Below are 21950 nucleotides of genomic sequence, written 5' to 3'. Positions count from 1 at the left end.
TTAAACCATAGTTAGTTCAAGTTGATTTTTTCTCTTCTCCCAGCCCGGCATAACAGAGTCTAAGAGCTTATAAAATGCCGGGCTGTGATTATGATATTTCAGGTGACACAGCTCATGCGTAACAACATAGTCAATGCATTCTTTAGGGGTTCTGATCAGGTCTGTGTTGAGGGTTACTGTGCCTTTGTCTGAAAGGCTGCCCCATCTTTTTTGCATTCGCTTGATGGAGAGTTTTGGCTGGTCAATACCGAGAGCATTGAATTTCTGCCAACAGCGATCCATGCTTTCTGCAAATTGAAGCTGTGCCTTTTCCAAATACCATTGGTTTAGTAGCTTCTTGGCAGCATTTGGAGTCTGTTCGTTCCGGCAAGTGATATGAAAAAAGCCACGAGACAGTTTCACCGAGTTTTCCGCTCCTTCGGCTAACTTCAAGCGGTATTGTTTTCCAAGGTACAAGTGGGTCTCGCCGTTCACGTAACAACGATCAGGAGTCTTTGGATTAAACTGCTTGAAATAATTCAGCTGCCTGAGAATCCAGCGAGCCCGTTTTATTATTTTCCTTTCTATCAATGCGATATCGGAATGAACGGGCGCTTTGACGATAACCGTACTGTCAGGATGCACAGCAATTTCCATCGTTTTTCTGTCACAGTACAACAGACTAAAATAGATGGTCTTCCGGCCGTAAACAACCGAATGTTTATTGCTATGGATTAACGCCTCCATTATTTATAGCTCCTGTGCTTTGCCACCTGTAACGCCTTCTCAATGATCTCATCCATCTGATCAAGCGACAGTTCGATCCCTCTTTCTGTCTTGAGTTCATCATAGAGGTAGTCGTCAATCTCATTTATCGCCTGTTTCTGAGCGTCTTCATCATCCCAGAAGTGAACCTTCTTGTGTTTTTCCAATATGCCATGAATAGCAATTGCCGTATCAGCCGCAGCGGATTCAAGGTCTTCTTCACTTAATTCGCCAGTTTGCTTAGAATAGGCCTCAAGGCAAGGCTTAAGCACCCCGAAATAGGCCATGGCATCTTCATTCCCGGAAAGCTTATCCGGTATATCATCATGTACCTTTCCGACAACTTTGTTGCGGATATCCACGACTTTGTTCAGATAATCCAGATCCGATATCCTCTTAGCCCTGAAATTTTCAATCGCCTGCTGGATCAGCTTTGAGAACTTCTCGTAAAACGCAGGGTCTTCATCCATCTTTTCAGTGATGACTTTCTTTGTGGCGTGCGCAATCGTATCAGCTTTCGAACCAGTTGTTTTTTTAGAACCATAAACACCTTGTTCCTCTTTTACTTCCATAAAGGAATCATCATCAAAGATATTAACAGGCTTGTTTAGTTGTATAACCTCATTTGCCTGGATATGCGTGTCCAAAAGCTTTTTGATTTTCGGCTCATAATCTCGGTAATCAATTGCCTCTGCATACCGGAGCTTGACAGACGCTTTGAGTGACTGGAATTTCCGAAGGTCAGCCTTGTATCTGGACAAAGTTTTCTCATCGGTTTCGGTCAGGAACTTCTCGGAGGAAAGTGCGATACCAAGGGTTTTCCCGAACTCCGAAAGGCGGCAATAAAACTCTTCTCTTAAGCTCTCATCGGCAAGTAGCACTTCATAGGCTTCTTCATCGTAGGAATGCTTAACCGTTTTGAATAGATCCCAAAGATCAGAATACCGGGTGGGCAGTTTTTCGATTTCACTGTTAATGGATGTAAGAGTTCCGACCAGATCCGATTCATCGAAGCCTTCAAAAGCACTGTACATGGTAAGCGCTTTGTCCAACTCTCCCAGAACGCTTGCATAGTCGACGATAAAGCCAAATTCTTTATTCTCATGAAGACGGTTGACCCGTGCAATTGCCTGAAGAAGCGTATGCTCCTTTAAGTTTTTACATAAGTATAAAGCTACATTTCGAGGAGCATCAAAACCAGTTAGTAATTTGCTAACGACAATAAGAATTTCAGGATCACTACCGTGTTTAAACTGATTGATAAGCTGCTTGGTGTACTCCTCTTCACTTCCATAACGTTTCATCATTTTCTGCCAGAACCTGACGACTTCATCGGTCGCCTCATCATCAGTTTCTTCAAAGCTTTCTCTCATATCTGGTGGCGAGATCACAACTTCAGAATTCACAAAGCCAATTTCATTTAGGTAGTTGTGATATTTAAGCGCAGACGCTTTATTCGGGGCCACCAGCTGGGCCTTGAATCCTGTTCCCTGCCAGTTGGATCGGAAGTGCTCACTGATGTCAAAGGCTCTCATGTATATGACCTGTTCCGCTTTATTCAGCATTTCCGCTCGTGCATATTTCCGTTTCAGATCCGCCTGCTGCTCCTTGGTCAAGCCTTGAGTGTGTCGCTCAAACCACAAATCAACAGCTTCTCTGTTTTGTGTCATCTCCACATGCCGTCCCTCATACAGAAGCGGAACCACCGCGCCGTCTTCAACGGCCTGTGTAATGGAATAATGGGGCTCCACCAGTTCACCGAATTTGGTAAAGTTGTTCTTTTCCTTCTTTAAAAGCGGCGTGCCGGTAAATCCTAAATAACAGGCATGGGGAAACATCTGTCTCATCCGAGCGGAAAAGGAGCCGAACTGGGTACGATGGCTCTCATCTACCAGAATGAAAATGTCGGGCGATGCATCCTGATATTTCTTTACCGTGTAAGCCTTGTCGAACTTGTGAATGAGGGTTGTGATAATTCCTGACCTCTTTTCAGCGACCAACTCCAGCAGGTTTCTACCTGATGTTGCCCGGTTCGCTTCAAGACCACAGGCGGCAAAGGTGTTCCCAAGCTGCTTGTCGAGGTCGTCACGGTCTCTCACCAGAACAATTCGTGGGTTCAAAATTTCGGGATCTAAGGCCAGGTTACGGGCCAGCATCACCATGGTCAGCGACTTTCCAGATCCTTGAGTGTGCCAGATAACACCGCCTTTACGTGAAAAATTTGGCTGTCCGCCTCCGGACCTATCGAAGTGCTTTACCCGATTCAGGGTAGATTTGATGACGAAATACTGCTGATAGCGGGCAATCTTTTTGATACCCCCGTCAAACACCGTAAACTTCCACGCCAACTCCAAAAGCCTTTCAGGACGGCAAAGGGAGAACAGAGATTTATCCTGCTCGGTCACCAGTCTGTTGCCGGTAAATGCTTCCGGCTTAACATCAAAGGTAGATGAAATTCTGGCAACAGCTTCTTCGGCAAGTGGCTGGTTGACGACTGCTGCCAGCTTTTCAAACTCGCGCTCACCATTATCCATATGAGGCTCTTTCCATACACCCCAGAATTTTGCAGAGGTTCCCGTTGTTGCGTACATGGCGCTGTTTTTATTCAGAGCCAGCACCATCTGGCTGTAGATGAAGAGCTTCGGGATATAGTCATCATTCTGATTTCTGATCGACTGTGAGACGGCCTGTTCAACTTCAATCTGCGGCGATTTACACTCAATCACGCAAAACGGAATCCCATTGACGAAGAGGACGATGTCCGGACGGGCTGTCTCTGTACTTCTGGAACGTTCAACACTATATTCCACCGTTACATGAAACTTGTTGCGACCGGGGCTGTTCTTAGATTTGGGCCAGTCGATATAGTTCATGTTGAAACTTTTTGAGTCGCCCTCAATGGTCTGCTCCATGGCTGTTCCAAGCGTAATAAGATCGTAAATGGCCTCGTTGGTCTTCAGCAGGCCGTCGTATTTGATGTTTTTCAGCTTCTGGATGGCTGACTGCACATTCTCCTCGCTGAAGAGATACTCACTGCCTTTGTAGCGAATGCGGTTTATCTCTTTGAGCTGGCCTCTCAGAATATTTTCCAGCAAAACATTGGATGTTCTACCCTGCCTTTCGCGGAGTGCTTCAGCCGGTGTCAAAAATTCAAATCCCAGGCCAATCAAAAGCTGCAAAGTCGGGATTTGAGAAAGATGTTTTTCATTTATCTGAAAGGGTTTCATGGGGTTACTCCCAATGCATGCCAGTAAGGTCTGAATCCCGATTCCGCAATATTCGCAATAATCGTCAAAAAAGGCTCATAATCATTTTTCGTATGGGCTGTATCCAGAGTCTCGTAATATTCCAACCGCTTTTCCACAGGCAGAACAACCGGCGGGAACCCGCTTTTCATAAGCTCCAAATTCATTAGCAGCCTTGATGTTCTGCCATTGCCGTCCACAAAAGGATGGATTTTCACAAAATCAGCATGAACACGAGCCGCCCGTTCCACCGGATGGAGAGATGCCCCATCTGTCTGATACCAGTTAATAAACCGTTGCATGTCGCTTTCTAAATGCAGGGCATCAGGCGGAACATGGTTGGCACCTGAGATGATCACATTTGTCTTTCTATAAATCCCCGCATTTTTGTCATCAATATTTTTCAGGATCAATTGGTGAATTGATTTGATCTGCCATTCAGACAGCGGCTCATTTTTCATGACCAGATCTTCCACAAAAAAAATGGCTTCCCTGTGGTTGATCACTTCAAAGTGCTCCCGCATGGTTTTTCCGCCAACCGTGATACCTTCCAGAGCAACCTTGGTTTCTTTCAGTGTCAGCGTATTGCCTTCGATAGCGTTTGAATGATAGGTCCAGCGAAGCACCAGATCCTCATGAAGATTGTTTACAATTTCTGGCGGCAAGGGTCGGAAAGAATCAAGTTTTTGTTTTAGTTTGTCAAGTTTATTGAAATTTATCATTTTTATCGTCTCCTTTATTTAACCACGGAAGGACCATAAGGTGCACACCAATGGTCACGAATAAGCTACCCATCTTTTTCCTCTTTCTTTCTGGCTGTTTCAATCTGCTTGACCACCTTGTCGAAATCGCTGAGTGATTTTGCCGAATTAGAAAGGCGTTGCGCGTGAAACTTCTCATATTCGCTTTCTGCCAGTTCTTTCGCCATCTCATGCGAGATTGTCCCGGCATGGGTGAGAATGTCCCGGTCGTTAAGGGTCATAAAGCTATCCAGCTTTTTTATCCAGTCGTTCATGTACATTGGAATGCGGCGCATCGCCTGCCCCTGGGCAAAGATGAGATACTGTTCAACCAGATTATTCAGTGCCGCCAATTCATCCTCATTCAGGTAATTTTTGGCTATGGTCACATCCTGTTTGCGGATTTTTGCGCCACGGTAATTGGTGAGCCCCATGTTCGGTTTGTCGGCATCCGCCCTATCATGAATGATTTCCGCCGCAGTCTGCCCGGTGATCGCCCAGTGCATTTTGTTCTGTACGGTCTTGAAGAACTCAATGCTGATATCCAGTGTCGGATCATAGTCGATGCTGGTGGCGTAAATATCGGTAATCTTCTGATAGAAACGCCGCTCCGAGGTGCGGATATCTTGAATCCGCCGTTCCAGCTCTTCAAAATAATCAAAGGGCTGGTCAGGGTTTTTCAGCCGCTCATCATCGAGCAGAAATCCTTTTTTAATAAACTCTGTCAGTTGTTGAGTCGCCCAGATACGGAAACGGGTAGCCACATGGCTTTTCACCCGATAGCCGACGGAGATAATCATATCCAGATTGTAGAAGTCCACCATTCGGGCAACCTGTCGTTTCCCCTCCATTCGAACTATCCGGAATTTCCGGATAGTTGCCTCTGGCGACAGCTCTCCTTCCTCATAAATATTCTGAATATGCTCACTTATGGTGCGAACATCCTTTTGGAAAAGCTCCGCCATTAGACCTTGAGAAAGCCAGACCGACTCATCCTCAAACCGCACATCCAGTTTCAATTTGCCGTCTTCAGCCTGATAAACCAGAAACTGACCCTTGGCGGCTGCGCCTTCGGCGAGCGCCTGCGGCGAGTTATGAGTGCTCAATGCTGAGGGCTGAGTTGTCTTATCTTTTTTATTCATCATTCATACCTCATTACTCTCGATAACCTCCCAATGACCGCCTTTTTGTGGCCCGATATATTTCAGTTTTCCCTGATCACTCAGTTTTTTGGCGGCACGTTCCACAGCGCTGACAGATTTACCGATTAATTCGGCAACGTCCGCCAGTGTTAAGGAATCATCCTCTTTTAATGCCTCAATGATAGCCTCCGGCGTTTTCACCCGCGTTTTCACCCGCGTTTCGACCGGCGTTTTCACCCGCATTTCTGGATTAACCTTCATCAGCTCAACCGCAACCCCGCCGGAATTTTCTTCAATAATCGGCTCCGGCAGTCCTGCCGCTTTGCAGGCATCGGTAATTTTCTCGATGCCTCGCCCCCAGGAATCAATATAACCGACCCGATAACAGACTTCGGCAATGAGCGGATTACGGGGAATGGATCGGTGCGTCTGAAACAGCTTTTCAAGAGTTAATTCGAGCGGAAGGGTTCCGGCATTCCACAACGAAAGCCGATCATCCATAACACGGAGCTGCGTCATGCTTCCCATATAATTGCGATGCACCAGCGCATTGAGCAGCATTTCACGTAATGCGGGAACCGGATATTCCAGCTCTTCAATGCGGCGCAGCCCTTCAAAGCGTATCGGCTTAATTAAGAACTTTCGTTCCAGTTGCTCCATCACACTGCGAAGGAGTTGGAAAAGATTGCCCTCGCACACCTCCTGAAAGCGCATATCCACCATATTGAGGCCAAAGCGGCCAATCTTTACAAACAGGTTGGGATAAAACGCACCGGGATCTTTACCGAAAAGAACGATTGCCGCGTGAGTCAACCCTTCCTCGGTGAACAAGTGCAATTTCTTCAGCAGCTCTTTGGTGGACAGTCCGGAAATATCCGGCAAACGCCCAGCGGTAACCGCTTCCTTTTTAAAGAGCTCAATCGTCGCATCGTCGATGTCATCCAGCGTAGCTCTTTCCTGAATCACTTGATCCCAGGTCATGCCCATTTTTTTCAGCAGAAACTCGGTGAGTGCATGGCCTTTCAGTTCCTGCTTTACTGAGCCGGAACGCCAGTAGTAAGAGCCGCGCATAGAAATGGGTACCGTTGAAGCCTCGACGATGATTTCCAGATAGGCTTTGCCATCTTCTTCCAGTAAATTGATATGCGGCATCAACCCCAGTTGATCCCGAATCTTGTTCGGCAGGTCTTCCAGAAGCTTCTTGGCGTTTTTCAGGCCGGTGATCTTGCCCGCATCATCCTTGCCGATGAATATGCGCCCGCCCTGCGCATTGGCAAACCCGCAGATCCACTTCAAGTAGTCGTCATGCCACGACTGCTTCCATTCGATGTTTTGGGATTCTTTAGTCATGGGAAAATACTTTTTTCAACCGCGAAACACGCGAATGGCGCGAAAAGGGGTGAAACCACGAATGCACACCAATGAACACGAATTCTTGAACAACGGAAAACACAGAATGGCACGGAAATGAGTAAATCATGCGTAACCCTCCAATTGTTTTTGTATAACATACATGGCGGCATTACCGCCACAATCGAAGAGATGAAAGTCCTGAAACGGCGGGGACTTTCATATAAAAGAGTTCAAACTCATCTGCTGGAACAACGGAGTTCATTTCCGAAAGTTTCTGATGATCAATAATTGTTGTGGCTACTGCTGTCTTTAAATCCTTGGAGCTGATCCAATCATTATTCCAAATCAGTACACTTTCTCCTGAAGCAAGTTTGCATAACGGCTCTTCATACTCAATGTCGTCAAAAATTGGTTGTGTAATACGCTGTAGCCAAACCTGTAAATGCCCAGTATTGGGAATCTTGGTGAATTTGTGCTGAATCTTTTCAATGATACCCCGTTTGCGCGATTCATCTATAAAAGAGAAAAGTTTACTTAATATTGCGGCGCAAACCGCATACGTTCTGGGGTTTCGGTAGGCAATATCAACCACGATACTGATTATCGGCACTGGTTCTTCAATGAGTCTGCTTAACCGAGAAAGCCTGTTGTAATAATCTTGCAATGCAACCGACAAACTACCTGCATTTGGGAAATCTAACGCATGATCATGAATGATCAGCAGATGCTTCTGAAGACTCTTTTCACTCTTCTTTCGGCTAAACCAAGCAATTTTATCTTTCTTGATCGATGCCCTGACGACATCATCACTCGCTTTCGTCTTGGATGGGTTGAATTTCAAGCCAAGTGAAATGGTTACTTCAGTTAGAAACTTGACAATTTGCTCACCATCACGGGGATTGTTGCAAAAAATGCGATAGTCATCACGATACCTAAGAATCAGGTAATCAGTAATATTTGTAGATTGGACTTTTTCGGACAATTTCAAGTCGGCATAACCAAGCACCATTTCGGCGATGAAGTCCATCAAGGCTGAACCTTGCGGAATGCCATTTGTTTGCCCGTGGCGCATATCCTGAATATGTTTGTCAATTTGATTACCTATCAAACAAAGATCATTACGCTTATTTTTTTTCTTGGCTTCTGTTTTTGTATGCAATGCCCAGGCGATCGAGTGCGTGTAGATAGCCCCGTACCAATCAGTAATATCCGTTTCCAGCAGGCAATCATACTCTAGCCCAAGTTCAATGGAACGCTGTTCCACCTCATGCCACCAATGCGACACCTGCTCGGCCCTGTCTTTTTCTTCAGATAGTGAAATCACAGGAATACTCAAGCATCGAATTTTTTTGTTTTGGGAAAATTCAGAAAATCGCTCGGTGATTAGTTGCCAATTATTGTCATCTGTGATCTGACGAACAAGAGACACATAAAGAACAGGGTGGATGAGCTGAAAAGGACGCCAGGCATACTTACCGTCCTTATTGTTCAGAATCGTATAATTAACATCTTCGCAGTCACGCGGACTCTGAATAAGATCGTTAAGCGTCTTGCCTTCAAGCTGTGTATTGACTTTGGCTATCAAATCCCCAAACACAAAATATGGTGGCAGATCAACACTGCAATAACTTTCCGCCTTTAACAGAAAATCACGAACCTCTGAGGCAGTAAGGTTTAATATAGATTTGCGGGTGTCATCCATAGACAATCCTTACCTTTCGTGTGTTTCGCGCTTTTCGCGGTTCTAAAAAATATTGGTGTGAATTCGTGTTCATTTGTGGTTACTCAGAAAAAGTGTTAACGATTTCCGGTTTTACCCGCCATTCGCCGGTGAGCATTTTCTGCATCAGACCGCGTTTCTGGGTTTTGTATTTATCTGCGAGCTGTTTCAACAGGTCGATTTCTTTATCTATTGCCCCAAGGTATCCCCCGATATTCTTCTGGGTCTCAAGGTCAGGAAGCCATATAGGCATTTTTAAGAAATCTTTCTTGTTAAGAACTCTGTTACGTCCTGCGCCACCGGGAGAAATATTGGAAAGGTCGTACTTCATCCGACTCGACATGATTAGCTGTCGAATAAAGCAAGGCTCCGCCTTGGACCTCTTTATTTCATATGTAGGGAAACGGTGGGAGACGTAGCATTCCTCATCTTCTTTCTTCACAAGCGCAATAGCACCTTCCCATGCAAAGGTTATATTGAGGATTAGGTCGTTTTCTTTTACCCTGTAAAGCGAATCCATATTTACGGTTCGGGGATCTTCGACAAGTCTCTGGAAAGTTCCTTTGAAATGGCTTCTTATGCCCACAGCAACATAGGATTCCTCTGGCTTATCAATTTTTCTAACCACAGGCTTGGCGAAAGCGCCAATTGTCGAGTTGGCCTTTTGGCTGCTTATCCGAGAGTGAAGGTCACCTAATTTTTGACGTTCCTTCGCCAGAATCAGCCGCTCGGTTTTCTCGATTGCCTCATCCCAAGTGGACAACAGATCGGCAATGGCTTTTTGCTCGGGAAGCGGGGGAATCGGAAAATGAAGTTTTTTCATATCCCCGACATTTAGGTGCTTCATTGAAGAACCTGTCTCAATTCGGCGAAATAGTCGTCGACATAATGGCGAATTGAAGTATTGAGAGTAAAACTTGGGGTGGCATGTTTCTCTATACAGTCGCGAAATAACAAGCGCGTGACAATTGCTGCCTACAAGTTCCTTGGGAACAATTGTGGTTAGGCCGATGTCGCCGGTCTGGATGGTCAATAAATCGCCTTCCTGCAAGCGGGATTTACTGTTCTTCTTGTGAAATTCAGGAGTTACCTTTCGGATATTGGTAAGGTTGAAGCTGTTCTCCGTGACATTAAATCCTTGAATGTAGGTGATGCCGTTCGCCTCTTTAGTATAGTGAGATGTCGCGGTGCCAACAAACCCATTGGTGAGCAAAGATGTCAGTTTCCCGAGAGATGCCTCTTTCCAATCGTTTGGTATATGGAGTTCTTGCTTCATCGCTGAATCTCCTTGAGCCATACGCCTCCGGCGAGTTCTGAATTATGAGTGCTGAGTGCTGAAGGCTGAATTCTTTTTAACCACGAAAAGCACGGAAGGCACTGAAAAAGACATTTCTCCCTTTCCGTGTGATTCCGTGTATTCCGTGGTTCCATCATCCATGTGAGTAAATTTGTGTTCATTCGTGGTTTCCTTTAAGTTTTTTCTGCACTCGTTTCTCCAGCCGTTTCAAATCCTCATTCGGTGTCGGCAGATCTTCCGGCATGGTTCCGCCCAGTTCTTCAATGGTCTGGCGTACTTTTTTACCGACCTCGAAATGGGTTGTATTGGCTTTGGTTTTGCCCTGAACGTTCTCACGACGGAGTTTTTCTTCAGTCTGCGTAGCGCGGAAAATGTTAGCGGTCAGTACCGCGATTGAGCCGAGTTCTGAGTTATTTTTTAATTCATCATTCATCAGTCATACCTCATCACTTTTCTTCGGCAACTCGCTTCCCTTAATCAGCTTTTTCTCAGCTGATTTTACGCGCCGTTCCAGCTTTTTGATATCCTCTTCGGGAGGCAGTTCTTCGGGCTTAATGCCACGTTCTCCCAGCATATTACGGACACTGGTGTTGTTCTGAACATGTTCTCCCGTGATAGAAGGCTCACCCTGCAAGTCATTTTGGCGGACATTGTGATTGGTGATTTCAGCGGCCAGATTTTTGGCGGCAATGGTCACGGTCGGCAGAAAGTCGGCAAGTGGCCGATTTGACGGCATGGCCAGCTTGTTTTTCATCTGAGCGGTGGAGTTTCCGCCAAATAGGGCGGCATCTCCTTTGGAACGGATTCGACCAAACCCTTGATCATCCACGCCACGTTCGTAGATGTTGCGGGAGAGTTCGGTTTCCGACTCGGTGAGTTTTTGTCTTGCCTGAAGACGTTCTTGAAGACGCAGTCGCTCCTCAATCAGCTCCTGCTTGCGGGTCTGTACAGCAAAATAGGTTTGGGCAAAGGCAATGGCTTCCTTGCGGGGATTGCCATTTTGGGCAATCAGGTAGCAGGCATAACGGGTGAGCATGATATCCTCAACGGGACGCTCAGCGCCTGAGCCGATGGAGACCATTTTGTTGACGTCAACAAAATGGTTTTGAACTGATGCTCCAACATTTTGTGCTGAGTCTTTGGCTTTCTCGATTACCTTTAGAAAATTTCGCCATTCGGTATAATCCAAGAGCTCTTGCAAATCTCTGGCATACCAGAATTCGGCTGCTGCGTTAGGAACCTGCTGAACGATGGCGTTGAATGAAATCGTCAGCTTTGTGATGGTGTTTTGATCCATTATGCCCCCCGATTAATCTGCTTCAGCTTTTCCGCCATCTGCCTGCGGACATCCACAAGCTCTTTTTCCAGATCATCAATTTCCACCTGTACCGCATCGATGTCGATTTCTTCTTCCTCCTCAAAGGTGTCCACATAGCGGGGGATATTGAGGTTAAAGTCGTTTTCCTTGATCTCAACAAACTCGGCCACATGGGCGTATTTTTCTTCTTCAGCCCGGGCGGCGTAGGTCTTCATGATCTTGCCGATATGCGCTTCCGAGAGGGTGTTCATATTTTTCCCGGAGACAAACTCCCGGCTGGCATCGACAAAGAAAACGTTTTTGCATTCTTCTCGAACGCCGCCTTTTTCACGAGAGCGGTCAAAGACCAGAATCGCCACCGGGATATTGGTAGTCGGGAACAGGTTACCCGGCAGGCCGATCACAGCATCCAGCAAATTTTCCTCGATCATTTTTTCCCGAATACGCCCTTCAGCCGCGCCCCGGAACAACACGCCATGAGGCACCACCACGGCAACCCGGCCCTGCTTTTCAAGAGCGGTTTCCACCATGTGGCTGATAAAGGCCCAGTCGCCTTTGCTCTTGGGCGGCACCCCGCGCCAGAAGCGGTTGTACTGATCGCTCTCGGCGCTTTCCGCACCCCATTTATCCAGTGAGAACGGCGGATTGGCCACCACGCAGTTGAATTTCATGAGCCGGTCATTTTCCACCAGCAGCGGACTGTTCAGGGTGTCACACCATTCCACCCGGGCGCTGTCAAAGCTGTGCAGGAACATGTTCATACGGCAGAGCGCCCATGTGCTGCCGTTGGACTCCTGTCCGAAGAGGGCAAAGTTGCGCCCTTCCTGAGCGCTACCCGCGCTGCGGGCCACCTCTTGTGCAGCCTGAATCAAAAGTCCGCCTGATCCGCAGGCCGGGTCACAGATACGGTCGCCCGGTTTGGGACCAGCTAGCTTGGCCACCAGTTCGGTTACCTTCAGCGGTGTAAAGAACTCTCCGGCCTTCTTTCCGGAGTCGGAGGCGAAGCGCTCAATCAGGTAGATGTAGGTATTACCGATCACATCCTCGGAAACGAGGCTGGGCTTCATGCTGAGCTGTGGCTTGTTGAAGTCTTCCAGCAACGTTTTAAGGCGTTTATTCCGATCCTTCGTCCGCCCGAGGTTGGCCTCGCTGTTGAAATCGATATTACGGAAGACCCCTTCGAGTTTGCTCTTGTTGCTCTCTTCAATATGATCGAGCACGATATTGATCAGCTCACCGATGTTGGCGGCGGACCGGCGTTCATACAGGCTGTAATAGGTGGCGGGGAATTCATCCAGAAGTGTATCGACGCCTTTATTATTTTCGTCTCCGCGAGTCTTTTCCGTCAGTTTGATTATCGGGAGAACAAAACGTTCACGCTCGAGCTTGCGGCGGATACGAACATCATCGTCGCCATACTGCTTCTGATACTCTTCGTAGTGGTCCTGCCATACATCCGAGATGTATTTCAAAAACAGCATCACGAGGATGTAGTCTTTGTACTGCGCTGGATCAACAACACCCCGGAAGGTGTCACACGCCGCCCATGCTGCGTTGTTGATGTCTTTTTGATCAATCTTATTCATTGAAATTCTCCTGTTAAACCACGGAAGTCACGGAAAGCACGGAATATTAAAGCGCAAAGCGCTCAATCTCGACTTTCGGATGACTGCCAAAGTTGATTAATAGTCCCAGTTTTAAGCTGGTTGCTTTGAGGTAATTGATGAGTTGCGCCTTATGCTCAGGCGCAATCTCTCTGACGGCTTTTAGCTCGACAATGATCTGCCCGAAACAAATCAAGTCTGGTTTGTAGATCTGCTTTAACGGCTTTCCCTTGTAGCGCAACTGAAGCTCCTGCTGCGCCACAAATGGAATCCCTTGCTTGCTAAACTCCTTCTCAAGGCACTCCTGGTACACGGCCTCAAGAAAACCGCACCCCATTTCTTTATAGACCTCAAAGATAGCCCCGCGAATCGCATAAGTTTCATCTTCAAACAATAAACTCATTTTCCGTGTCCTTCCGTGCTTTCCGTGGTTCCTTTTGCAAAATGCATTAGTACTGCCCCAATGTATTGTTCCCGCTTGTCGGCCAGCGTGTGAAGCAGGGTTTGTTCACGAGCAGACAACGTGGCCAGCTCTACGATATTTTTCTGTTTTTCCAGACTTGGCAGCGCCACCTCCAGATCTTCAATGGCCTGCTTACTGATCATTTTCTGAACCGTCCCTTTGGCTCGGCTGGTCAAAAAAATCTGCGCATCCCGCTGGCTGATATACCAGTTCAGATACTCGGGTAAAACCTTGTCTGGCTTGGTCACCCTTATCCTTAATAAAGGAGCGGCGACGACTGCCTTGCCTGGATCATCAAGAAGAATTGCAGATGTGCTTACATGGCCACGCGATCTGAAAATCAGATCATTTTTCTGAGCAAGATGATGCTCTTTAAGAGTTTTTATATTAATTTTGACCAAAGAATCACACCCAACCGTGTTGTCATCCAGAAGATCCTTCATCTGAATAACTGCAACCCTACCCCTTTCCGAGACTTCAATACGTGACCTGAAAGAGTATCCCATATGCACGTTTGCCAGTTTTTGAATTTTTATTTTCATGTGCCTGCCTCATAAAATGCTGTAATATCATTACAGCAAAATTTATGCTTTTTGAAGTTGTTTGTCAACTATAATTTGCAAAAACAATATTACTGTATTTTTTTTGTCTGGCTTTACGGAAGATATTCCTGCCTTATCTTTGTTAATCTAGGGAATCCTGATTCAGACAGTTTTGACAAGGCTCAAGATGTTTATATGAAAGTCTAGGTAACAGCCTGTTTTTAAAACGACTTTCATCTCTTCGATTGCGGCGGTAATCCGCCATGTACGTTATATAGTATTCCAGATAATTAAATTCAAAATGGCAAAGTCTAACTACCTGTTATCTGAATATATTTTTTGACCAAAAAATAAAATATTTTTCTGGAAAGCTATAGGTGTCGATTTTGAGTTAGAAATGAAGGGACTTTGGGAAGGCAATCTGAAAGGTGTCGATTTTGAGAAGTTAACAAAGGAAAATTATGTGGTTTTTGATATGAAAGTCTCGGAAAGGGGGGAGGATAAAGACTTTCATATTTTACATTGTGGCAGGGCATGGGGTTTGCAAAATAATTATGGAAATACAATCACCTGTGGTACATCTTTGATAAAATTTTGTCTTAAACTGTAGGTATATGCCCCCTGGGTTGGTATCATCAGGATGTCTCCCTCCTGAATATCTTTGCCCCAGTAACGGTATCCCCAGACATCATGTGGTGTGCATAAAGAGCCCAGGATAAGGCACTCCCTCTCCTTTATTTCAGGGCGGCTCAGGTTAAGTACAGGAAAATAGTCAGTTTCAAAACGTTCCCATCCAACAGCATTGGTGCCTCCGTCTGTAATGACCATGTTATGGTATTTTTTGTCTATCACCTTCAGAATAATGTGCATGGAGTTGTTGCATATCCATCTGCCTGGTTCAAAACAGATGCGGCATCCAATCTGGTTATGGATATTTTCAAAAAGTGCACGGGATATCTCCATTGCAAAATCTTCAATGGAAACAGCACAGTTAATGTGAAGCTCCGGATTCAAATTATTTTTATTTGCTGATGACACATGGAGCCACTCTCCTTGCTCCGGCCAGTAACCGCCCCCGATGTCGATGAATCTGATCATTTTTTTGTCTGATGCAGAAAGAGATGCAATGGTTTGTCCAAGTTCCTTTATGAATGCAACCTGTTTTTCCGGCCCCATGTTCCAGCTTGAGTGGAACTGAATGCCCTGAAAAGAGATATGCGGACAATTTTTACTCATCTGAATAAAATCATTCAGATCATGTAACAGAATTCCGAATTTTCTCCACAGCCCTTTTGGATCAGAGTTTATGCGAACTCCGGCACGAACTTTTCTATCAGCTTTTGCAGCTCTCTTTTCCAGGCGTTTGAGTTCTGTGAAACTGTCCATGAGAACTTTCACTTTACCGCTGTGTATGACAGCAATATCAAGTTCGCTTTCAGTTTTGCCAGGACCGCTGAAAACAATATCCTTTGCTCCTATCTCAAGTGCCATTTCAAGCTCTGCTCCGCTTGATACATCAAGCCCAAAACCACTTTCAATAGCAGCCTGTGAGACATCCGGAAAATTGTTGCTTTTAACGGCATAATAAAAGCTTGTGTCCGGCAGATGATACTGAAATGCCCGTTTAAATGCCTTTGCCCTTGATTTGACAACTGCGGGTTCAAACAGATAGCACGGGGTCAACTCTTTGCCTATTGTGTGAATGAACTGCCTGCCCTTGATAAAATTTTGTTCCACAAAGGTGGATATAATTTCCGGATCTCTCATTGCTTATCGCCGTTTCTCTTCAATTTCGATGTCCAGAAGTGATAAAAGCTGCATACACTGGGCTTCACAGGATATAAATTTTGATGGTTTAAATATAATGTGCCCCAGATTCCATGAGTCATAATCTTCTGGCGGAAGTTTAATCAGGTGTCCTGGTTTCTGTTTTATATAAACTTCTCTTACCCGTGGGTCTTCCATAAGGCGGGAACTGTCAATATATTTGAGTTTACCGTCACCATGAGCATGTATTTTAAGTCCAACAAGAGAGGTAAATCCTGATGGAGCATGAAAATGAAATTCCGGTTGTGAAGCCACATCAATGTTCATGGAGAGAATATCAAGGTTCATACCTTTTTTTATAAGCCAGGGCAGGCAGTCTCCACCTGGTCTTGGGGTCATTTCAAGAAGGGAGACTCCATTTTCTGTCACAATAAAATCTATCATGCAGATACCATTACTGATTCCAAGGGCGTGTGCCGCTTTGACAAGCATTGACATAAAGCTTTTCTGTGAAATATTGCCTCTAGGAAACTCCACAAGCTCATATGCCATTATGGTTCCGAAAACAGGCATAGGTGCATGTATTTTTCTTGTAAAACGAATTGGGTACGAACAGTTTTTTTCTATGATAACATCACAACTGTACTCTGTCCCCTCAACAAACATTTCAATTAAAACTTCTGGTTTTTTCTGAAAAGAGCAGATTGTGTTGTAGGCTGTTTGGCACTCCATTGCTGTATTGCAGCGGAAAACCCGTTCACTTCCACTTCCGTCCAAGGGCTTTAGAACGCATGGCATCAGGTTTTTTTCAAAAAAGTGTTTTGCCTGCTCTTCTGAAGTTATGCACAGCGATTCAGGGGTTGCAATTTCCCTTGAATGCCACATTCTTCTGGTGAGAGATTTGTCGCGACATGCCAGAATAGCTTCCGGAGAAGGGTATTTGAGAGCAAAATGAGTTGCCACATAAGAAGCAAGAAGCATTGATTCGCAGTCAAAGCAGGCAATGCCGTTAAGGGTCAATCCATATTGAAGTATATGATGCTCTATCATTGCATTTACAGCATCATGGGATGAGAGATCACAAAGCAGCTCTTCAGACTTTTCAGGAGCTGCTTCCCGGGCTTTTTTGCGGATATCCGGAGATGTGACAAAAAAAAGCTTGCTCGGTAATTTACGGCGAAGCAGATCTATGTAGTCAGATGTTGTACCAACAACAATTGTTTTACAGGAGTTTGACATATCAGTCTCTTGTCTCTGGCAGGCCAGATTAGTTTATTGGTGGTGTCCCAAATATGTTGATGAGCTCTTCACAAACCTTGATTCAGCAGGGCTTTCACAAAAAGATATCAACACTTTTATGACACTACCAGTTTATTGTCTCTGATTTTATTTGATACAGAGGGCGAGGAGAAAGGTGAAATCGCTCTTTCCACCCAAAATCTCCACAAAGGAAATCAAGTGTTGATATCTTTTCAAAAGGCATACTGCACAATCCATCCTTGTGTGCACATGCCCACTGGATATGGTGAAGGTTGATAAATTTGGCAATACCTGGAAACTCCCTGGAGGTGCCGCCTGCAAGAAAGGTGCATGTCTTGTTCCATACAGCACCCATGTCAACCGCCGCAATTTTTTCATTAACAAGGGCAGTGATTACCCTCAGCATTCCCTTTTTATTGAGCATAAGGGCAAGCTTTTCAAATGCATCCATAAACCTTGGATCATGGAAATAGCTGTTTTCACCAAAATTTTCCAGGTTAAGATGAAACATATTATTCAAATCAGCAATATTGTTGTATCTGAATGTCACACCCTCTTTTTCAAAGTATCTGATTTCAGATAAAATTTTTTTTCTTGATTTGCCCTTGAAACCTTCAAGATAACCTGAAAAAGATTGATATCTATCTGGATAGAACAGGTAACCTGTCTCATCAATACAACAGTTCCATTTTCCGGATGGAAAAAGGTTATCAAGATTGCTTTCAAAGGCAAGATAACGGATGTCTGACTCTCCAGGTATTGCCTCAAGCATTTTTGCCAGAACATTGCTGTCTTGTGCAATTATTCTATTCTGCTCCATCCATGTTCGGCCTCTCCATGTCTCTGCCGGAAAAAAACCGAACACGTCTCTCTCTTCTATCCAGCTTAAGGGAAGGAATCCGTTGATTTTATTATCCTGTTCTGATCTGTGGATAATAAAAAGATTCTTTCGCCCGTAGCTATTGGCAAAAATTTCCCTTATTTCCCAAAGATCAAAAATTGATTTTACAGGATAGAGGGTTTTCCATAGTTGCTTACACTCATTTTTGTCCCTAATTATACAGATTCCTGACATTCTATTTACTACTTTCTGTAGGTCACATTAATGTTTGTTGTTGAGCCTCCAAAGTAACCTGCTGCAAAATTTTTCACCACTTCAGGATCATAGGGCTTGCAACTGAATACATCTAAATAGGTAGTATTGGTCATATTTGCAAAATGAGCCGAAATCAAGGATGTCTCTATAAGCTGTACCATGGAAAAACCTGCTACTTTTTCATCCTCTCCGAAATGCACAACCTGTGTCTCTCCGAAGCGTTTCATATCAATGAGATCACACAGATCCCTGACAAAGTTTTTTATGTAGTCTGCATCACGGATTTTATCCGGATCGCAGTCATAAATATCAATGGATGATGCAATTCCCCAGACTTCCTGGGCTGGTTCTATCTGCTTTATTGCCACTACTCCCATGGATTCTATCCCCTTTTTTTTTGATGCATTCCTTTAGATGGGAATGCTAATTTTTGTTTATCAGTCCACTGTCCCAGAAATCATCTTTAACTGTTTTTTTGCGATGAAGGCGCTTCCCTACATCCTTTTTTTGTTTTAACAGAGTTTCATCTTCGTCTTCATAAAGATCTTCATCATGACCTTCCCTGAATTTTAAAACTGACTTTTTAGTACCATCATTGTTTTTAATGTATCTTGTTCTGGCTTTTTTCATTGTACTCACGTTTTTTCAAGTTATTGTCACACATCTTATTGCAAGTTGTTGGCAATTATTTTATGCCAGCTTTTGATGCCATTGTACGCTTTTTTATGTCATCTGTTAGAGCCTTACAGCAAAAATATTGCCAAGTATGAAATGAAATTTTCATCATCCTGTAATTATAGATTATTTTTTTGAGATAAGATGTTTGAGATTTTAAATCGGTATAATATTGCTTGTATAATATATGAGAATTGAGTATTATTTTTCCTAAAATCACAAAAATTAGTAATTACAGAATAATAATACCGTTTTTTGAGGGAGATAAGAGATGCTGCTCAGGCTTGCCCTGTCCATTAAAGATAAAAAACTGGAAGCTCAGATTGAGAAAAAACTTGATGAAATATCAGATCTCCAGATCAGGAAGTTCGGGCGTGGTAATGGAGTCTGGCAATCAATGGTGAGAAGCTGTGCTGACATTTTTCTCATAAGTGATGCTATTATTCCCAAACCTGTTGAATCTGGGCTTGCTGTTTTGAATAACCTGCCTGAAAAACCCATGACCATTGTCATTAATGCCAAGGATTCATCTGAAGATCAGGCACAGCTTCTTGCCGCAGGTGCAGACGCTGTCCTTTATTCGGGAATTTCAATTGTAAGCCTCATTGAAGCCATGGAAACCATTCTTGAGTCTCGCCGTCAGTTTAATCTGATGGACAGGTATGACCGTAAAGGGCGTTTGAAGCCAAGTCTTAATGATTTTGTGTCAGACAGTCATCAGATGCAGATTTTCATGGAGGAGGTACATCAGGTTGTAACCAGCAACAGCACTCTTCTCATACTTGGCGAGACCGGAGTTGGAAAGGAGCATCTTGCAAGGGCAATCCATGCAGAAGGCCCTCGTTCCAACGGCCCCTTTATTGCTGTCAATACAGCAGGTCTTCCGGAGCAACTCCTTGAAACAGAGCTTTTTGGACATGAACAGGGAGCATTTACAGGTGCTATCCGAGCAAGGCGGGGAGCCTTTGAGCTTGCCCATGGAGGGACAATCTTTCTTGATGAAATTGGAGATATGCCCCTTCATCTTCAGACCAAGCTTTTACGGGTACTTCAGGATTATGAAATTGTTACAATCGGTGGTGAGGAACCTGTCTGGGTGGATGTAAGGGTTATTGCTGCAACAAACAAGGATCTTGAGATGGAGATTGAACAGGGAAGGTTCAGAAGGGATCTTTTCTATCGTATAAGCGTGGTATCAATGACAATACCTTCACTTTGCAGAAGAAGGGAGGATATCCCAGCGTTAATAAGGAATTTTATATCATATTATCGAAAACGCATTGGCAGGGAGGTTGCAGGAATATCTGATGAAGCTGTCAGTCTCATGAGCAGGTATGACTGGCCGGGAAATGTAAGGGAGCTTATGAATGTAATTGAAAGGGCAATGCTCCTTTGCCGGGGGCATATAATTACATCGGAAAATCTTCCGGAAGGTATTTTAAATGCAGGTGCCGGAAAAATCTCTTTGCTGAAATCCATTTCAGCTAACAGAAACGAGTTCATCGAACCATATAAAATTGATGAAAGCGATTTTAAAACAAATTGTTGTGAAGAATCTTCAATAAAAAAAGAACAATTCCTCTCTTCACAAGAGAGGGCAGATAAAAATTACCTGGCAGATAATAAAAGTCCTATGCCCGAGAATTTTCTGGTGGATTGCAGTAGCTGGGAGAGCAAAACACTTCCAGAAGTTACAACAGATGTGTTGATGCAGGTGGAGAAGCGTTATATTAATATGGTACTTAAAAAGAGCTGTGGACGTGTCGGCAAAGCTGCGGAGATGGCCGGAATTCATCAAAGGGGACTTTTTAATAAGATGAAGCAGTTTGGAATCCGAAAGGAAGATTTCAAAAATTAGAATTTTCAAATGCCCGATCCGTAAATGTCTCCTGTTTTCAGGTGGCCAATTTATTTGTATCTGTTGATAACAGCTTCAAATTTTCCTTCTGCTTTTGCGCTGTTAAATGCCTTCTGCAAACGTGATAACAACTCAGGTGAGACCGTTTTTTTGCTGAATCCATAATATACTTCATTTTGATTGAGAATAAATGAACTCCTCGTCAGTCGTAAGTTCTCTGAATGGTAACTCATCTGAATGGTAACTCAAAATCGACATCTTATTGCTTTTTCAGAAGTTATTGTATTTGTCTGAATCAGGATAACCAGGATGAAAAGGATGTTCAGGATAGTTCATCCTGCCTTATCCAGTTAATCCTGGGCATCCTGATTCAGACACTGTTCACAAGGCTCAAATGCTCATAGATGTCCATTTTGACTATTTAAGCGAGTATCCCTCGCTTTCTTCTACTCCCACCTGAAAAGCTTCGGCCAATGAGCCAACCTGCAATCAGAACCCCGGCTCCGGAGAGAAACCATTTGATCATTGCAGTTTTCAGCACATCATCGCCCCCGCCTGTCATAAAAATATCCAGAAAGCTTTTTCCCTCTGAAAGGTTTGTATTTTCCTCTTTAAGCTTTTCTATCTCTTCAGTAAGCTGTAACACATTACCTGAATTTTCCATAAGTGTTTGATATTTATCCTTAACAGCTTGAAGTTCCGATTCAGCAGTTTCTCTTTTTTGGGTTTCAGAGTCAAGAGTCTCTTCAAGGGTTTTTATTTTTTCTTTGTACTCTTCTTCGCCGTTGACAATTGAGCTTTCAAGAATCTGTCCTGGGTCTGAGACTTCACCAGAGTGGCTTGCAAGCTCTTCATTTTGAGTGGCAAGGTCATTTTTCTGTTCCTCAAGGTTTTTGTTCTCTTGCTCAAGTTCGGTGTTTCTTTTTTCAAGCTGCTCAATTTGCTGCTTTAAACTCTCAATGATGATTGTTTTGGGCAACTCCGGAGAAATATACCTGCTTTCAACCCAGCCGATATCACCATTTTCCGTTTTTACTTTAAGGTAATCACCTTTTTTTTCAAGGATATCAACAGCAGCATTACTTCTGAGAGTGCTCAGGATGTTATGTTCCCTTTCAGGGCCTTC

At 44.3% G+C, this 21950-nt stretch carries 19 protein-coding genes; 1 reads left to right on the top strand and 18 read right to left on the bottom strand.

Annotated features, from left to right (window positions below; genetic code table 11):
* The 17 genes from MTBBW1_RS04175 to MTBBW1_RS04095 all read right to left on the bottom strand — a co-directional run bounded on the left by MTBBW1_RS04175 (position 1) and on the right by MTBBW1_RS04095 (position 18921).
* Positions 1 to 726, bottom strand: coding sequence for a M48 family metallopeptidase (locus tag MTBBW1_RS04175; RefSeq protein WP_080799517.1), 726 nt, complete (start codon positions 724 to 726; stop codon positions 1 to 3).
* Entirely contained in the window at positions 726 to 3971 is a 3246-nt protein-coding gene (locus MTBBW1_RS04170; protein WP_080799514.1) for a type I restriction endonuclease subunit R, read from the bottom strand. The genes MTBBW1_RS04175 and MTBBW1_RS04170 overlap by 1 nt, the downstream gene beginning before the upstream one ends.
* Positions 3968 to 4711 (bottom strand): Fic family protein, encoded by a 744-nt coding sequence (locus MTBBW1_RS04165; RefSeq protein WP_080799511.1) that lies wholly within the window; start codon positions 4709 to 4711, stop codon positions 3968 to 3970. The genes MTBBW1_RS04170 and MTBBW1_RS04165 overlap by 4 nt, the downstream gene beginning before the upstream one ends.
* A 65-nt stretch (positions 4712 to 4776) precedes the next feature.
* Positions 4777 to 5874, bottom strand: a complete 1098-nt coding sequence (locus MTBBW1_RS04160; RefSeq protein ID WP_245809239.1) for a virulence RhuM family protein — start codon at positions 5872 to 5874, stop codon at positions 4777 to 4779.
* Positions 5875 to 7221, bottom strand: coding sequence for an ATP-binding protein (locus tag MTBBW1_RS04155; protein WP_080799508.1), 1347 nt, complete (start codon positions 7219 to 7221; stop codon positions 5875 to 5877). It lies immediately after the preceding gene.
* Between the two features lie 172 nt (positions 7222 to 7393).
* Positions 7394 to 8926 (bottom strand): RNA-directed DNA polymerase, encoded by a 1533-nt coding sequence (locus MTBBW1_RS04150; RefSeq protein WP_080799505.1) that lies wholly within the window; start codon positions 8924 to 8926, stop codon positions 7394 to 7396.
* Between the two features lie 79 nt (positions 8927 to 9005).
* On the bottom strand, positions 9006 to 10220 hold the full coding sequence (locus MTBBW1_RS04145) for a restriction endonuclease subunit S (RefSeq protein WP_186441070.1): 1215 nt from the start codon (positions 10218 to 10220) through the stop codon (positions 9006 to 9008).
* A gap of 178 nt (positions 10221 to 10398) precedes the next feature.
* Positions 10399 to 10674 (bottom strand): hypothetical protein, encoded by a 276-nt coding sequence (locus MTBBW1_RS04140; protein WP_245809238.1) that lies wholly within the window; start codon positions 10672 to 10674, stop codon positions 10399 to 10401.
* A gap of 3 nt (positions 10675 to 10677) precedes the next feature.
* The gene (gene dinD, locus MTBBW1_RS04135; protein WP_080799500.1) at positions 10678 to 11538 is read right to left on the bottom strand and encodes a DNA damage-inducible protein D; all 861 of its coding nucleotides are present in this window, start codon (positions 11536 to 11538) and stop codon (positions 10678 to 10680) included.
* Positions 11538 to 13145 carry a type I restriction-modification system subunit M gene (locus MTBBW1_RS04130; protein ID WP_080799498.1) on the bottom strand — a complete coding sequence of 536 codons (1608 nt, stop codon included), beginning with the start codon at positions 13143 to 13145 and terminating at the stop codon, positions 11538 to 11540. Before MTBBW1_RS04130 ends, dinD begins: the two co-directional genes overlap by 1 nt.
* Before the next feature lie 46 nt (positions 13146 to 13191).
* Entirely contained in the window at positions 13192 to 13566 is a 375-nt protein-coding gene (locus MTBBW1_RS04125; RefSeq protein WP_080799495.1) for a GxxExxY protein, read from the bottom strand.
* Complete coding sequence (locus MTBBW1_RS04120; RefSeq protein WP_080799492.1) at positions 13563 to 14168, bottom strand: restriction endonuclease subunit S; 606 nt, start codon at positions 14166 to 14168, stop codon at positions 13563 to 13565. Before MTBBW1_RS04120 ends, MTBBW1_RS04125 begins: the two co-directional genes overlap by 4 nt.
* 552 nt (positions 14169 to 14720) lie before the next feature.
* On the bottom strand, positions 14721 to 15935 hold the full coding sequence (locus MTBBW1_RS04115) for a diaminopimelate decarboxylase family protein (protein WP_080799490.1): 1215 nt from the start codon (positions 15933 to 15935) through the stop codon (positions 14721 to 14723).
* A gap of 3 nt (positions 15936 to 15938) precedes the next feature.
* On the bottom strand, positions 15939 to 17174 hold the full coding sequence (locus MTBBW1_RS04110) for an ATP-grasp domain-containing protein (RefSeq protein ID WP_080799487.1): 1236 nt from the start codon (positions 17172 to 17174) through the stop codon (positions 15939 to 15941).
* Between the two features lie 124 nt (positions 17175 to 17298).
* Positions 17299 to 18270 carry a GNAT family N-acetyltransferase gene (locus MTBBW1_RS04105; protein ID WP_080799484.1) on the bottom strand — a complete coding sequence of 324 codons (972 nt, stop codon included), beginning with the start codon at positions 18268 to 18270 and terminating at the stop codon, positions 17299 to 17301.
* Between the two features lie 8 nt (positions 18271 to 18278).
* Entirely contained in the window at positions 18279 to 18668 is a 390-nt protein-coding gene (gene speD, locus MTBBW1_RS04100) for an S-adenosylmethionine decarboxylase (protein WP_080799482.1), read from the bottom strand.
* A 46-nt stretch (positions 18669 to 18714) separates the two neighbouring features.
* The gene (locus MTBBW1_RS04095) at positions 18715 to 18921 is read right to left on the bottom strand and encodes a hypothetical protein (protein ID WP_080799479.1); all 207 of its coding nucleotides are present in this window, start codon (positions 18919 to 18921) and stop codon (positions 18715 to 18717) included.
* A gap of 316 nt (positions 18922 to 19237) precedes the next feature.
* Here MTBBW1_RS04095 and MTBBW1_RS04090 point away from each other — a divergent pair, with 316 nt between their 5' ends.
* Positions 19238 to 20824 (top strand): sigma-54 interaction domain-containing protein, encoded by a 1587-nt coding sequence (locus MTBBW1_RS04090; RefSeq protein ID WP_080799476.1) that lies wholly within the window; start codon positions 19238 to 19240, stop codon positions 20822 to 20824.
* Positions 20825 to 21245: 421 nt separating this feature from the next.
* Here the strand turns inward: MTBBW1_RS04090 and MTBBW1_RS04085 are convergent.
* On the bottom strand, positions 21246 to 21950 hold a 705-nt coding region (locus tag MTBBW1_RS04085), incomplete at its 5' end, for a TIGR04211 family SH3 domain-containing protein (protein ID WP_080799473.1).

This window comes from Desulfamplus magnetovallimortis, from assembly GCF_900170035.1.
GTDB classification, from domain to species: domain Bacteria; phylum Desulfobacterota; class Desulfobacteria; order Desulfobacterales; family Desulfobacteraceae; genus Desulfamplus; species Desulfamplus magnetovallimortis.
This window is presented reverse-complemented; position numbering and strand designations above follow the sequence as displayed.

Excerpts from the sequence above, each read along its gene's own strand:
- MTBBW1_RS04175 (WP_080799517.1), bottom strand. The coding sequence starts at position 726 with ATGGAGGCGTTAATCCATAGCAATAAACATTCGGTTGTTTACGGCCGG.
- MTBBW1_RS04170 (WP_080799514.1), bottom strand. The coding sequence starts at position 3,971 with ATGAAACCCTTTCAGATAAATGAAAAACATCTTTCTCAAATCCCGACT.
- MTBBW1_RS04165 (WP_080799511.1), bottom strand. The coding sequence starts at position 4,711 with ATGATAAATTTCAATAAACTTGACAAACTAAAACAAAAACTTGATTCT.
- MTBBW1_RS04160 (WP_245809239.1), bottom strand. The coding sequence starts at position 5,874 with ATGATGAATAAAAAAGATAAGACAACTCAGCCCTCAGCATTGAGCACT.
- MTBBW1_RS04155 (WP_080799508.1), bottom strand. The coding sequence starts at position 7,221 with ATGACTAAAGAATCCCAAAACATCGAATGGAAGCAGTCGTGGCATGAC.
- MTBBW1_RS04150 (WP_080799505.1), bottom strand. The coding sequence starts at position 8,926 with ATGGATGACACCCGCAAATCTATATTAAACCTTACTGCCTCAGAGGTT.
- MTBBW1_RS04145 (WP_186441070.1), bottom strand. The coding sequence starts at position 10,220 with ATGAAGCAAGAACTCCATATACCAAACGATTGGAAAGAGGCATCTCTC.
- MTBBW1_RS04140 (WP_245809238.1), bottom strand. The coding sequence starts at position 10,674 with ATGAATGATGAATTAAAAAATAACTCAGAACTCGGCTCAATCGCGGTA.
- dinD (WP_080799500.1), bottom strand. The coding sequence starts at position 11,538 with ATGGATCAAAACACCATCACAAAGCTGACGATTTCATTCAACGCCATC.
- MTBBW1_RS04130 (WP_080799498.1), bottom strand. The coding sequence starts at position 13,145 with ATGAATAAGATTGATCAAAAAGACATCAACAACGCAGCATGGGCGGCG.
- MTBBW1_RS04125 (WP_080799495.1), bottom strand. The coding sequence starts at position 13,566 with ATGAGTTTATTGTTTGAAGATGAAACTTATGCGATTCGCGGGGCTATC.
- MTBBW1_RS04120 (WP_080799492.1), bottom strand. The coding sequence starts at position 14,168 with ATGAAAATAAAAATTCAAAAACTGGCAAACGTGCATATGGGATACTCT.
- MTBBW1_RS04115 (WP_080799490.1), bottom strand. The coding sequence starts at position 15,935 with ATGAGAGATCCGGAAATTATATCCACCTTTGTGGAACAAAATTTTATC.
- MTBBW1_RS04110 (WP_080799487.1), bottom strand. The coding sequence starts at position 17,174 with ATGTCAAACTCCTGTAAAACAATTGTTGTTGGTACAACATCTGACTAC.
- MTBBW1_RS04105 (WP_080799484.1), bottom strand. The coding sequence starts at position 18,270 with ATGTCAGGAATCTGTATAATTAGGGACAAAAATGAGTGTAAGCAACTA.
- speD (WP_080799482.1), bottom strand. The coding sequence starts at position 18,668 with ATGGGAGTAGTGGCAATAAAGCAGATAGAACCAGCCCAGGAAGTCTGG.
- MTBBW1_RS04095 (WP_080799479.1), bottom strand. The coding sequence starts at position 18,921 with ATGAAAAAAGCCAGAACAAGATACATTAAAAACAATGATGGTACTAAA.
- MTBBW1_RS04090 (WP_080799476.1), top strand. The coding sequence starts at position 19,238 with ATGCTGCTCAGGCTTGCCCTGTCCATTAAAGATAAAAAACTGGAAGCT.